The 13806-nt window shown below is 72.1% G+C and carries 9 protein-coding genes; 2 read left to right on the top strand and 7 right to left on the bottom strand.

All coding sequences use genetic code 11. The features are described from left to right. The first annotated feature begins 14 nt into the window (after window positions 1-14). Window positions 15-2636, top strand: coding sequence for a glycoside hydrolase family 2 protein (locus AB4Y74_RS16310; RefSeq protein WP_441800111.1), 2622 nt, complete (start codon window positions 15-17; stop codon window positions 2634-2636). A 73-nt stretch (window positions 2637-2709) separates the two neighbouring features. Then, window positions 2710-3633: a phosphodiesterase gene (locus tag AB4Y74_RS16305; RefSeq protein ID WP_441800110.1), complete on the top strand. Its 924-nt coding sequence runs from the start codon at window positions 2710-2712 to the stop codon at window positions 3631-3633. A 123-nt stretch (window positions 3634-3756) separates the two neighbouring features. Here AB4Y74_RS16305 and AB4Y74_RS16300 read toward each other — a convergent pair whose 3' ends face one another. The 7 genes from AB4Y74_RS16300 to AB4Y74_RS16270 all read right to left on the bottom strand — a co-directional run bounded on the left by AB4Y74_RS16300 (window position 3757) and on the right by AB4Y74_RS16270 (window position 13774). Beyond that, entirely contained in the window at window positions 3757-5346 is a 1590-nt protein-coding gene (locus AB4Y74_RS16300) for a stealth family protein (RefSeq protein ID WP_441800109.1), read from the bottom strand. Between the two features lie 74 nt (window positions 5347-5420). Next, entirely contained in the window at window positions 5421-7274 is a 1854-nt protein-coding gene (locus AB4Y74_RS16295) for a beta-N-acetylglucosaminidase domain-containing protein (RefSeq protein ID WP_441800108.1), read from the bottom strand. Then, complete coding sequence (locus AB4Y74_RS16290) at window positions 7271-9013, bottom strand: ABC transporter ATP-binding protein (protein ID WP_441800107.1); 1743 nt, start codon at window positions 9011-9013, stop codon at window positions 7271-7273. Before AB4Y74_RS16290 ends, AB4Y74_RS16295 begins: the two co-directional genes overlap by 4 nt. Next, entirely contained in the window at window positions 8994-11024 is a 2031-nt protein-coding gene (locus AB4Y74_RS16285; RefSeq protein ID WP_441800106.1) for an ABC transporter ATP-binding protein, read from the bottom strand. Before AB4Y74_RS16285 ends, AB4Y74_RS16290 begins: the two co-directional genes overlap by 20 nt. 43 nt (window positions 11025-11067) lie before the next feature. After that, window positions 11068-11706 carry a class II aldolase/adducin family protein gene (locus AB4Y74_RS16280; RefSeq protein WP_441800105.1) on the bottom strand — a complete coding sequence of 213 codons (639 nt, stop codon included), beginning with the start codon at window positions 11704-11706 and terminating at the stop codon, window positions 11068-11070. Continuing rightward, on the bottom strand, window positions 11703-12986 hold the full coding sequence (gene otnK, locus AB4Y74_RS16275) for a 3-oxo-tetronate kinase (protein WP_441800468.1): 1284 nt from the start codon (window positions 12984-12986) through the stop codon (window positions 11703-11705). The genes AB4Y74_RS16280 and otnK overlap by 4 nt, the downstream gene beginning before the upstream one ends. Further along, window positions 12986-13774: a DeoR/GlpR family DNA-binding transcription regulator gene (locus AB4Y74_RS16270; protein ID WP_441800104.1), complete on the bottom strand. Its 789-nt coding sequence runs from the start codon at window positions 13772-13774 to the stop codon at window positions 12986-12988. Before AB4Y74_RS16270 ends, otnK begins: the two co-directional genes overlap by 1 nt. Window positions 13775-13806 lie beyond the last annotated feature (32 nt).

The following is a 13806-nucleotide window of genomic DNA, read 5'->3' as shown; positions in this document are numbered from 1 at the left end:
GGCATGATCGAAGGATGAGCGCGACGACGATCAGCCTCGACGGCGAAGACTGGGCCATCCGCGAGGCACTCGGCGACACTGCCGAGTGGTACTTGGGAGCTCCGCTGCCCGAGGCGGGAAACAACGTGGCGGAGGCATCGGCAGCGATCGCGGCGGCCCCGGGCTGGATTCCCGCGCGGGTGCCGGGCGCCGTGATCGATGACCTGCATCGGGCGGGGGAGGTTCCCGACCCGCGCGTCGGACGCAACAGCCGTGCCTGCGAGTGGGTCGCGGAGCGATCCTGGGTGTATCGCCGGGCTGTGGAGCTCGGCGCAGCGGCAGCGGACGGGCATGGCGTCCTCGAACTCGACGGTGTGGACCCGGGCGCGGACGTGTACTGGGACGGCGAGCTGCTCGGCTCGGTCGACGGTCTCTACCGTCACGCGCGGCTGACGCTGAGCCCGGCCCAGAGGGCAGCGGGACGCCACAAGCTCGCGCTGCGCGTGCATCCCGCGCCCGACTCCGAGCCGCAGGTGGGCCGAACCGAGCGGGTGCGTGTCCACACGCCGCGCCTCGGGTACGGCTGGGACTTCTCCCCGCGCCTGCGGCACCAGGGCGTGTGGAAGTCCGTCCGGATCCGGCACGGTCGGGCCCTCCTCGGAGACGTCGTGGTGCGCTCGCGGCTGGACCCCGCGGCCGTCGCCTCGGTCGCGCCCGTCGCCAGTGATGGTCGGCCCGCGCAATCCGGCGACGGGATGGTGGAGGTGACGTGGGAGGCGCCCTGGGGCGGGCGTGCCGCTGCGAACCCCGGCGCGCTGTCCGTCACCGTCGCCGTCTGGCGGCACGGGCGGCACGGGCGGCACGGGCGGGCGCTCGCCGAGGTCACGGTCGCCGCGGCCGACGGCGCGGCGGAGGTCCGCATCCCTCACCCCGAGCTCTGGTGGCCGAACACCGTCGGAGGCCAGCCGCTGTACGACGTCACGGTGGTCCTCGCCGATGACGCGGGCGAAACCGACCGCACGACGCGCACGGTCGGCTTCCGCACCGCCCAACTCATTCCGAACGCCGACGCACCCGGTGGCGCACTCGCGTACACCGCCGTCGTGAACGGCGTGATGGTCCCGCTTCTCGGCTGGAACTGGACCCCGGCCGACTCCCAGTTCGGTTCCATCGACGAGGAACGGGTCGAGCATCTGCTCGGTCTGGCGGCCGGCTCCGGCGCGCGCCTCATCCGCGTCTGGGGTGGCGGACTCATCGAGACCGAGCACTTCTATGCCACCTGCGACCGCCTCGGGCTGCTGGTGTGGCAGGAGTTCTCGCAGTCGAGTTCGGGGATGCAGAGCGCACCGAGCACCGACCCGGAGTTCGTCGCGCTGATGCGCGCCGAGGCGGAGGCGCTGGTGCCGACGCGCGTCCACCACCCCTCGCTCCTGATCTGGGGCGGCGGAAACGAGCTCGACGAGGGCGGTGTACCGCTCTCCGACGACCGGTCGCCGGTGCTCGCCGCCCTCTCGTCGACGGTCGCGCGCCTGGATCCGGACCGCGCCTGGCTGCCGACCTCACCGACCGGGCCGGAGTTCCACAACCGGCTGGATCGCATCCACGCCGATCCGGATGGGCAGCACGACGTCCACGGGCCCTGGGAGCATCAGGGGCTGGTCGGGCAATACACGCTGGCCAATGCGGGAACGAGCCTCGCGCACACCGAGTTCGGCGTCGAGGGGATGACGAACCTGCGCTCGCTTGCGGCCGTCGTTCCCGAGGACGATCGCTGGCCCGCCGATCGCACGAACCCGGTCTACCGCCACCTGGGAGAGTGGTGGAACAACGCCGATCAAGTAGTCGAGCTGTTCGGCGGGCGCCCGGACACAGTGGAGACGCTCAATCGCGCATCCCAGTTGCTCCAGGCCGCCGGGTTGCAGTACGCGGTGGAGGCGGACCGGCGACGGTTCCCGCGCTGCAGCATGGTGCTGCCGTGGCAGCTGAACGAGAGCTTCCCCAACGCCTGGTGCACGGCCGCGGTCGACTTCCGCGGCGACCCGAAACCGGCGTTCTTCGGGGTGGCGCGCGCCTTCGAGCGGCGGCGGGCGACACTGCGAGTGGATCGCGCGGCCTGGGCCGGCGAGCCTGTTGCGTCCGCCGAGGTCTGGCTCTGGGCGGAGGACCCCGTGGCGGAGGGGTCGTCGGTCGCGCTGCGAGCGTTGGCGCTCGACGGCGTGGTCCTGGCCGAGCGCGAGTTCCTGGCGCCGGCCATGGGCCACCCGCAGGCGGTCGGGACCATCTCGGTGCCGACCGCTGAGCTGCCGGACGTATTCGTCTGGGAAGCGGAATGGCGGGACGCGCTCGGGCTGGTGGATCGCGAGCGGGCGCTGGCGACGAGCGGCGCCGACTTCGCAGCGCTCTTCGACCTGCCGACGCCCACGCTCGAGGTCTCGCGCCTGCCGGACGGCTCCGTGCGCGTCCGGAACATCGGCGACAGAGCGGCGGTGACCGTGCGCCTGGTCGACCCGCGCCCGGTCGGCGAGCCCGGCATCCTCTCGGTCGGTGGAGACCCGCGTCCGCTCCTGCCGAGCGAGGAGCGCACACTCTCCGCAACGCCGGGCCTCCCGGTACGTGTCGAGGTCTGGAACGGCACGGCCGTGAACCTGACCTCATGAAACCGCGAAGCAATGCAGGCGGCACACCGCCAGCGTTCACGGCCTGTTCAGTTCCGGGTGGTGGGATAGCCCCGTGAAGACGCGAATCGCGGAATACCCGCGGCCGGACCACTTTCTTCTCCACATCAGCGACACGCACTTGCTGGCGGGGGGTGAACAGCTGTATGGCTCCGTCGACAGCGAGCAGCACCTGCGCGCACTCCTGCACGAGGTCGAGGCGTCCGGCGGGCGCCCGGAGGCGATCGTCTTCACCGGCGACCTGGCCGACCGCGGGCAGCCCGACGCATACGCGCGGTTGCGGGCCCTCGTCGACCCGGCGGCCGAGCGGATGGGCGCGCGGGTGATCTGGGTCATGGGAAACCATGACGACCGGGCGTCGTTCCGGCAGGGGCTCCGCGACGAGCTGGGAGACGTCTCGCCGATCGACGACGTGTACTGGCTCGGCGGACTGCGCGTGATCGTGCTCGATTCGACCGTCCCTGGCCACCACTATGGCGATGTCAGCGAGTCGCAGCTCGACTGGCTGGCGGCCGAGTTGGCCACCGCGGCACCCGAGGGCACCGTCCTCGCGATGCATCACCCGCCCATCCCGAGCGTGCTCGACCTGGCGGTCTCGGTCGAGCTGCGCGACCAGTCGCAGCTGCGCGAGGTGCTGGACGGGAGCGACGTGCGCAGCATCCTTGCCGGGCACCTGCACTACTCGTCGACCGCGACGTTCGCCGGCATCCCGGTCTCGGTCGCGTCGGCCAGTTGCTACACGCAGGACCTCAACGTGCCGGTCGGAGGTACGCGCGGCCGCGACGGCGCGCTCTCGTTCAACCTGGTTCACGTCTACCCGAACACGGTGCTGCACTCCGTCGTGCCGCTCGGCCACTACCCGACGCTCGACTACGTCGACGCGACGGAGTCGGCCCGCCGCCTCGCCGCCGACGGCATCCGCATCCCCCCGGCGCCCCGCCGCGAACTCCCCACGGAACCCATCAGCATCGTCGCCTGATCCCCCGCGATTTGCGCCAAGTCGCGGGAATGCTGTCGCGATAACCGCGATTTGCGCCAAATCGTGGGAATGCTGTCTCCCATAACCGCGATTTGCGCCAAATCGCGCGCGCCCTGAGGCGGGTCAGGCGGGGCGTTCCCAGGGGGCCGGGAACGGGAAGTAGCGCTCCAGGAAGTCGGTGACGATGCGGGTGCGCTCGGCTGGCTCGATCTCGGGCTTGGAGCCGTCGTTCAGGCAGAACATGTCCTGGTCGCGCTTCTTCAGCAGGCGCCGCATCATGTCGGGCGCCTGCCGCAGCGTCGTCTCGATGTAGAGCACCTTCGCCTGGTTCTGCGTGACCGCGCGCCCAGTCATCAGCGCGTAGTAGTGGTACAGCGAGTTGGTGACGGAGATGTCGGTGGCCGAGCGGAACGGGCTGGCCGCCGTCCGCCGGAAGTCCTCGGCGAACTCGCGCTCCATCTCCCGCAGGACGCTGATGCGCAGCGGGGCCGCGCAGTGCTCCAGGTGCCGGGTGGTGACGGTGCCGAATCGCTCCCAGAGCAGGCGGCGGTTGACCCGCGCCGCGTTCTCGAAGCCGCTGCGTTCCGGATTCGTCTCGCCCAGGCCGATGCGCGTGCCCGCCTCGACGAACTTGGTCACGCCGCCCGGCGAGAAGTAGATGTCGGGCGAGAGGGGCCGCCCGATGAACATGTCGTCGTTCGAGTACAGGAAGTGCTCCGACAGGCCCGGGATGTGGTGCAGCTGGCTCTCCACAGCGTGGGAGTTGTGCGTGGGCAGCCCCGACCTGTCAGGGAAGAAGTCTTCGCTCCGCATGATGTGGATGCGCGGGTGCTCGGGGTCGAGCCATGACGGCACCGGGGAGTCGGTGGCGATGTAGATGTTGCGGATCCACGGGGCGAACATGTGGATGCTGCGCAGCGCGTACTTGAGCTCGTCGATCTGCCGGAAGCGCGCCTCGTTGTCGTCCCCGTCGCCGACCACGTACCCGGCCTGCCGTGCCGCCCGCTGCCGCTGGTACTCGACGTCGGACCCGTCGACCCAGGAGAAGACGATGTCGATGTCGAATGCGACGTCGCTGGCGAGCGGGTCGAACATGTGCTGCAGCGTCCGCCAGCGTCGACCGTACAACTCGACCTGGGCCTCGACGGCTTCGCTGCGGGGGAGGCGGGGGCGCATCAGCGCATTCTCGCGCGGTGCCGTGATCTCGTCGTCGCCGAACCGCCAGAACTCGAGCTGGAACGCGGTCTCGGCACCGTAGCGGAGGCGGCCGATGGGTTCGAGGCGGGGGCGGTACAGGCGCAGGATGTCGGCCTTGCGCCGCGAGAGCCGGGCGTCGGCGATCAGGAGGTCGTCGCCGTCCGCATCCCCGTCGGGGTCGATGCTGCGGGCGTAGAAGGGCTCGTCGGCGAAGGCGGTGGACAGGGCCTCGTCGACCCGCTTGCGTGTGCGGCGGTCGAGGGCCACGATCAGGCGGTTGTCGTCGTCGCGAACGAGCAGGTACTCGAGCCCGGCGTCATCGAGGGCCTCGCGGACGGCGAGCAGGTCTTCGATCATCGACTCCCGCGGCGTGAACGGTCCGGAGACCAGTGTGTACAGGCCTTTGCGCTGCACGATGTCGTCGCGAGTGAACCGGCGCACACCGATGCCGGTGTCGCTGGTGACGATGACGGGTTCGGGGTGGTCGGAGAGCGATGCGGGAGGAAGTTCAGCCATACATTCATTACTCTAGGCCGCTCTGGTGCGCGCTCTACCCGCGTTCCCGGCCCCGCGGTGCTGGAAATTCCTCCTTACCTGTCGGCGGAGAGGAGTTCCCGGACCGTTGCGAGCAGGAGCGCCCGTGCGTCCGGCGTCACCAGCCAGGGGGCGAATCCGTCCGTTGCGAGGAAGAACGTCGCACGCGCCGCGGGTGCGGTGCTGCCGTCGGTGAGCCGGGACCCGGCAGGGGTCAAGCCGATGACAGCACGGCCCGACTCGGCGTCGCGTGCGACGACGATCGCGTCCTCCGGCGGATCCGCGAGGGTGAGCTTCGAGCGGCCGCGGTAGACGACCACCTCGCCGTCGAGCCCGGCAGCGGCAGGATGCTGGGCAGCGGTGATGTGGACGCGGTCCAGCGACAGCGGGACGGCCGCGGCCGACGCCATCCCGAGCGGCACCAGGTGCCCCCAGGCGAGTAGCGGAACGGCGCGAGCGGATGCGGCCCTCGCGCTCTCCTCCGGCGCGGTGCGCGTGACGATGAGCAGGTCGGCGTCGGGGTGGTCGCCGAGGTGGGCGCGCATCCCGGCGCCGCCGAGGAACTCGACCAGTTCGCGGTCACCCGGGGCCGGGTTGCCGCCGCTCAGCACGGCGACGACCGCGCCGTCGCCGCTGCTGCGCGCGGAGGAGACGCCGAGGAGTTCGAGGGCGGAATCGACGAGCGCGAGGACGGCGCCGCGGGCCACGTCCGCGAACTCGGCCTCGAGATCGCGGCGCGCGGCGAGGAGGGCGGCGATCGTGTCGGCGTGCGAGCCCGGGTCCGTGTCGGCGCCGCCTGCGCGCAGCGCACGGCAGGCGAGCACGCCAGCGGCTCCGGCGGCCCGCGCCGCCGCGATCCACGGTCGGAGCTGCTCCACGAGATCGGCCGGGGTGGCTGCGGACCCCGTGGTCGACGCGAGCCGCGCGAGCAACGCCTCCACCTCATCCCAGCGGCCGTCCGCCACCAGTTCGTCGAGGCGCGGCCACCGTGCAGCGCTGGGCGGCCAGGCGCTGCAGGCCTCGACCAGCGTGCGAAGGCCGTCGTCCGGTCCGGCGACCGCGATGTACGCCCGCTCGGCCGCTGCCGCCGGGTCGTACCTGCCGGGGTCCGCGGCCCATTCGGCGACGGTCGCGAGCGCGAGGTGCGACGGCGCCGCCTCGACCATGGGGTTGGTGACGATGCCGACCAGGCCTGGCGCGGCCGTCCGGCCGCTCAGCGGTCCGAGGAACAGGCGCGAACGGTCGAAGTCGTTGACCGGGAAGTTGTCCCACAGCACGAGTTCGCGCTCGAATGCACGCACCGCCCGTGCGATGTCGTCGGCAGTGATCTCGCCGACCACGATGTCGGAGCCCGTCCACAGCACGCGTGCGTCCGCCGGGAGCGTCTCGGAGAGGCCGATGCGGTACGGCGTCCGCTCGAGACCGGCGTAGTCGGTGGGGCAGAGGAGCACCGGCTCGTCGATGCCGGCGGGCAGCAGGAACGATTGCTGGAACCGGGCCGCCGCCTCCCCATGCGCGCGCCCGAGCGACTCCGGCTCGTCCATCGGCACGTCGTCGAACAGCAGGGCGAACGACCGGATGCCCGCGCCGAGCAACTGACGGCACTTCGCCGCGAGCGCCTCGTGCTCGGCGTCGTCGCCGTACCGCATCGACAGCCCGGGCGAGATCGCGTAGACGAAGCGCACGCCGCGCTCGGCGGCCGCGAGGTTCAGCGCCGCCAGTTCTGCGAGCCGCCGTTCGGGATAGGGCTCCCGCCACTCCTCGCGATGCCAGGGGTCGTCCTTCGGCGCGTACAGGTAGTGGTCGAGTCCGAGGGCGCCGCCGCGCTCGAACCAGGCGAGCCGGCCCGCATGCGACCAGGGTTCACCGTAGAAGCCCTCGACCACGCCGCGCCAAGCGAGCCCGCTCACGCGGCGCCTCCATGCCAGGACGACCAGAGCTCGGCATACGCACCGCCGGCGGACACCAGCTGCTCGTGGCTGCCGAGCTCGTCGATGTGCCCGTCGCGCACCACGACGATGCGGTCGGCGTCGTGCGCCGTGTGCAGGCGGTGCGCGATCGCGACGACCGTCCGGCCCTCCAGCACCCGGTTCATCGCGCGCTCCAGGTCGCGTGCGGCCGTCGGGTCGAGAAGCGAGGTCGCCTCATCGAGGATGAGCGTGTGCGGGTCGAGCAGGACCAGTCGGGCCAGCGCGAGCTGCTGCGCCTGCGCGGGGGTGAGGACGACCCCTCCCGAGCCGACGACCGTGTCGAGACCCTTCGGCATCGCGGCGACCCAGCGGAGCGCATCCACCACTCGGAGGGCGCGCGCGAGTTCGTCGCGGCCTGCTCCGGGTCTCGCGAGGGACAGATTGTCGGCGATGGTTCCGACGAAGACGTGGTGCTCCTGGGTGACGAGGGCGACGTGGCTGCGGAGGTCGTCCAGCGGGAGGTCGACCAGGCGAACGCCGCCGACCGTGATCCGGCCGCCGGACGGCTCGGTGATGCCGGCCATGAGCCGGCCGAGCGTCGACTTGCCCGATCCTGAGGGCCCGACGATGGCGAGCCGCTCGCCGACGGCCAGGTCGAGGCTGACGCCGTGCAGCACCTCCGTCCCCTCGCGGTACGAGAAGCGGACGTCGTCCGCGACGACGTGCTCGTCGGCCGGCTGCTCGCCGGTCGCATGGCGGTCCTCGGGCACGTCGGCCACGCCGATGATGCGCGAGAGCGCGGTGGTACCGACCTGGATCTCGTCGAGCCAGCTGATCAGCTCGTCGACCGGTGCCACGAGTTGCATGGCGTAGAGCGCGACGGCTGTGACCGCGCCGATGCCCGCCACGCCGGAGCCGACCAGGTAGGCACCCCAGGCGAGTACCACGATGACCGGCAGGAGGAACGCGATGTCGGTGCTCGGGAAGAACCACGACCGCAGCCAGAGTGTGTACCACTCCGACTCGCGACGCTCCCGCAGAGCGGCGTCGATCTTGCTGCGTTGTGCGGGTGCCAGGCTGAGCGCTTCGATCGTACGGACGCCGTCCACCGTCTCGCTGATCGTGCCGCCCAGGGTGGCGTAGGAGGCGAGCTGGCGCTGGTACCCGGGCCCCGATCGCTTCAGGTACCACCGAGCCGCGATCACCAGGATGGGGACGCCCGCGAACATCGCGACGGCGACCGGCGGGCTGACCACGAACGCTGCGACGACGGTGAGCACGGCGGTGACGCTGGCGACGAGGATGCGCGGCACGCCGAACCGGACGGTCTGGGCGACCGACTGGATGTCGTTGGTGGTCCGCGCGAGCAGGTCGCCTGTCCCGGCCGCTTCGACCGTGGAGAGCGGGAGGCGCGCGACGGTCGCGAGGAACTCCTCCCGCAGCTGCGCGAAGACGCCCTCGCCGAGGACCATCGACTGGCGCTGCGCGAACCGGATCAGGACCGCCTGGCACACGATCGCCCCGAGCAGTATGAGGGCGATCGTGTCGATTCCGCTCGAGACGAGAGTGTGTCCGGTGATGCCGTCGATGATCAGTCCGATGAGGGCCGGTCCGGCGAGGCCGGCGACGGCGGCGAGAGTGTGCAGGACGAGCACGACCGACAGGCCTCCGCGGTGCTGACGGATGAGGCGCGCGCTGGTGGCCCGGACGGTCGCGGTGCTAGCGATCGGAAGCAGCATCGTCTGTCCCCTTCGTGCGCGCGGCCTTCGCGGCCTTCGCCGCGTTCTTGGCCTTCTTCGGCTTCTTCGTCTTCTTCGTGCCCTCGTCGGTCGGCCGCTGAGCCGTCACGGGATGCGTCGCCGTCCAGAGCGCGTCGATGGAGCCGGTCCAGGCCTCATCGAGCTGCTCGCCCTCCGCCGGCTCCGCGGCGCTGATCGTGCGTGAGACGATCGCCCGGTACAGGTCGCCGAGGTCGTCCTCCTGGCGGAGCAGCGACTGATGGCTGCTGGTGCCGACGACGCGGCCCTTGCGGACGACAGCGACCGTGTCCATCCGATCGAGCAGCAGCGGGCTGGCGGTGACGACGACGGTGGTGCGACCGTCGCGTGCTGTGCGGAGACGCTCGGCGATCTGCGACTCGGTGTGCGCGTCGACGGCACTCGTCGGCTCGATCAGCACCAGGACCTCGGCGTCGGTGAGCAGCGCGCGGGCGAGGCTGAGCCGCTGCCGCTGGCCGCCGGAGAAGGTCCGGCCGCGCTCAGCCACGTGCTCGTGGACGCCCTCCGGGAGCGCATCCACCGTCTCCGAGGCGGCCGCGGTGTCGAGGGCTGCGGAGACGCGGCGCAGGCGGCCGGTGGAGGTGTCGGCCTCCGTCCAGCGGGCGGCTCCTTCGTCGCGGATCGGCAGGGTGTCGAGCCCGTCGAGCAGGCGCCCGCCGAACAGATGCGGGTTGGCGTCGTTGACCACGATGCGTTCGCGGACCTCCCGGACAGGCACTCGACGGTGGTCGACCCCGCCCCAGAGCACAGGCGCTTCCCTGTGGACTGTGTCGTCGAAGCGTCCGAGGCGGGTCGCGATCCCGGCCGCCTCGTCCGGGTCGGCGTCGACGATCGCGGTGAACCGGCCGGGCTGGATGACGACTCCGGATGCGAGATCCTCGATGGCAGACCCCCAGGCGGGCGCCTCCGCCGTCGCGGCGGTGTCGCGTGCAGCCGGCTGGGTGCGGAGCACGGAAAGCACGCGGCGAGCCGACACGATGCCCGCGGTGAAGGTCTGCGCCGCCTCGACGGCGGTCCGCAACGGCAGCACCAGGAAGGTGGCGTACCCGTAGAAGGCGGTCAGCTGCCCAGGAGTGATCACCCCGTCGACGGCGAGGTGTGCCCCGAACCAGACGATGAACACGAGAAAGGCGCCGGGCAGGAGCACCTGGAGGCCGTCGAGCCAGCTCTGGGTCTTCGCGACGCCGACCCCGGCGGCGCGTACGCGCTGCGACTGTGCCGCGTACCGCTCCACGAACTCCTGCTCTCCGCCGATGCCACGCAGCACCCGCAGGCCGACCACCGTGTCGGCGCCGAGGGTGGTCAGCCCGCCCGCCTCCTCCCGCCACACCGCCTGGCGCGTGCGGAGCGGACGGAGCAGCAGCGCCAGCACCAGCGCGACGGCCGGGACCCCGATCACGACGGTGAGGCCCAGCGGGAGGGATGCGTTGAGCATGATGACCGAGACCACGGCGAAGGCGACGACGCCGCCCGCGAGGCGCGCGGTCACTTCGAACATCGCGCCGAGCCGCAGCGAGTCGGTGCTCACGGTCGCGACAATCTCGCCCGAGGACGTGGTGGCGGTGATCGCAGGCCCGGTCTCGGCCGAGTGGTAGCCGATCAGCCGGGCGATGCCGAGGGACGAGCGCAACCAGTTGGACACGGCCATCCGATGCCGGAGCATGCCGCTCAGCGCCTGCACCACGGCGACACCGAGCAGTGCGCCGCACCAGACCCAGAGCCGTGTCGGATCGCCCGAAACGCCCTCATCGACCGCGCGGCCGAGGAGATAGGGCCAGACGGCTTGGCAGAGCATCCACACGACTCCGAACAGCACACCGCCGGTGAGGCTCGCCGGCTGCCGCGCGGCCTGCCACAGCAGGAACCGCGGAACCGAGGACAGGTGGGCCTCGGTGGGTCGGGTCGGAGCGATGCGTGCGGCGCGTGGCGGACGATCGGAGGGTAACGGACGGGCAGCGCGGACGCTGGACACGGAGGGCTCCTGGGGGTTCGAGCGGGAGGGAGGGGGCGGGGGCTCAGCGTCCCGGCGGTGTGAGCGCGGCTACCGCGGCGGCGTCGAGAGTGACCGCGGGCGCCTGCTTCAGCAGGAGGGTCAACTGTGCCGCGGTCTCCAGCTCCTCGACGAGGTCGATGGCCGCGTCCAGCGTCGCCGCCGCGACCACCGGGCCGTGGTTCGCCAGCAGCAGGGCCGGATGGCCGGGCGCCGCGGCGGCGACGCCGGCTGCCAGGTCTGCGCTGCCCGGCGGGGCATAGGGGACGAGCGGCACATCGCCCAGCCGCATCACCCGGTAGGGCGTGAGCGGTGGGAGCTGCGCATAACCGTTGAGCGCCGGTGGCAGGCAGGCGATCGCCGTCGCGTACGGCGAGTGGAGGTGCACGACCGCGGTCGCGTCGGGATGCGCGGCGTACATCGCGGCGTGCAGCGGAAGCTCCTTGGTCGGCCGCGCTGCGCCCTCCTGATCCGCGGGCGTCGCCGCGAGTTCGTCCTCGGTGACCGCCCGGAGCGACGACCCGGTAGGCGTCGCGATGATGCGCGCGCCGACCCGGATGCTCACGTTGCCGGAGCTTCCCGGCGACAGCCCGGCCGCGGAGAGGTGCCGGCAGGCGCGCACGATGGCCGAACGCGCCTCGGCCTCGGTCAGGATGCGTGTCATGGCGCCGCCTTCCACGCGTCGGTGAACAACCCGGGGCCGCCGAAGTTGCCGGACTTCAGCAGCACCGCGATCGTGCGCTTCTCGCCGGCGCTGTCGCGGCTGACGGCCTCCGCCCACGGCACGCCCGGCGCTGCCTGCGCGCCGATCCGCAACCGCGTGATGCCGAGGCCGCCGGTGACTGCGCCGGAGGTCTCGCCACCGGCGATCAGCAGGTGGCTGTAACCGAGGTCGTGGACGGCGAAAGCGGCGAGCTCGCCGAGCGCCTCCTCGAGAAGCGCGGCCGCCCGTTCGGCGCTGAGCTCGCGCTGGGCGGCGGCGACGTCGGGGGAGGCGTGGATCAGTGCGGGTGCACGAGGGTCCTCGCGTGCCGCGAGCGCATCCCGCAGCCGGGTGATCGCGTCACGGTCGCGAGCGAGTATGAGCGGGTCGAGGATGTGGCGCTCGCCGCCGAACGCGGCGATCTGAGCCCGAGTGGCGGCCGAGGCGCTGCCGGCGAGGATGAGGCGGCCGGTCACCGGGACCGGCGCGAGGACGGCGGCGTCCAGCCCGGTGGAGTCCCGGTCGCGGGTCTCCACGCGCGCAAGAGCCGTCGCAAGCCCGGCCCCGCCGGCGGCGACGGTGGGATGGGTGGGCGCCAGCCGGAGGACCGCATTCGCGATGGCGTCGAGGTCGTCCTCGGTGAGCGCATCCACGAGCGTGTGGCCGTCGCGCACGCCCGCGGCCACGGCCTCGGCGCCACGTCGGACGGTGCCCCAGCGGACCAGCCCGACGGGTGCGGACGTCTGCGGCGTGAGCAGGCGGACGAGGTCCGAGTCGCGCATCGGCGTCAGCGGGTGGTCGCGCATCGGCGATTCCGCGAGCGGAACACCCTCGACGAAGAGGGTGCCCTGGTACTGGGTCCGCCCGGCGCCCGGAGTGGCCGGCGTTCCGACGGACCCTGCAGCGCCCGCGACGGCCGCCAGGGCGTCCGCGATCGGACCGATGTTGCCCGACGCCGTCGAGTCGAACGTCGAGCAGTACTTCTGGTAGAGCTGGGTCGCGCCCGATGCGACCAGAAAGCGTGCCGCGGCGGTCGATTCGGCGACGGCCTGGGCGACAGGCGCTGTACGCACCTTGAGGGCGACGACCGTGCATCCGGGTCGGTCGGTCGGGAACGCGTCGTCGAGCGTGCCGGTGGCCGGGGCACCGAGCAGGACGCTCGCGGGAAGTCCCGCCTCGGCGACGCGGCCCGCGAGATCGCAGGCGCCCGTGACATCGTCGGCGACGGCGCCGAGCCGCATCACGAGACGCCGACCTGCTCGCCCGCGACCACGACGGTCGCCCCCGCCTCGCGCAGCGCGCGCAGGTCCCCCGGGTCGGCGCCCGCGTCGGTGAGGATCACATCCACCAGGTCCAGGCCGCCCACACGGATCGGGGCGCGCGCGCCCAGCTTGGAGTGGTCGACCAGCAGCACCGTGGTGCGGGCGGCGCGGGCGAGCTCTTGCTTGAGTTCGGCGTCGAGCGCGTTGGCGCACAGGATGCCGCGGGTGTCCACCGCGGTCGCGGACAGCACGGCCACATCGATCGAGTAGTCGGCGATGGTCCGCCGCGCGGTCGCACCGGCGAAGCTGCGCGTCTCGCTCTGGTAGACGCCGCCGACCGCCACGAGTTCGACGTCCTGACGCTCGATGGCGGCCTGGATGACCGGCGCGGAGTGGCTGATGATCGTGCTGCCGGGCTGCAGCATCCCGGCGAGGGGTGCGACCGTCGTCCCCGCGTCGAGCGCCACCGTGACGGCGCCGTCGAGCAGATCGAGGCAGGCCTCGGCAATGGATCGCTTCTCGCCGCTGCCGGTGACGGCGCGCTCGTCGAAGGGGCGTCCGTGCCCGAGGTTCGGGAGGCTGGCGCCCCCGACGACCCGCCGGGCGAGACCGTCGGCTTCGAGCTGACGGAGGTCGCGGCGGATGGTCATCTCGGAGACGCCGAGTTCGTCCGCGACGCGCGACGACGACACGTAGCCCTCGACGGAGAGCCGGCGGAGCAGCTCTTCGCGGCGGGCGGGGGCGTCGGTGTAGCGCACGGCGTCCATCCAATCGGCTTCGGCGACCGCTTGTCAACAAA

This window comes from Leifsonia sp. RAF41 (assembly GCF_052114085.1).
GTDB lineage: Bacteria > Actinomycetota > Actinomycetes > Actinomycetales > Microbacteriaceae > Leifsonia.
The sequence above is the reverse complement of the archived record's forward strand: the minus strand, read 5'-3'. Positions and strand labels throughout refer to the sequence as shown.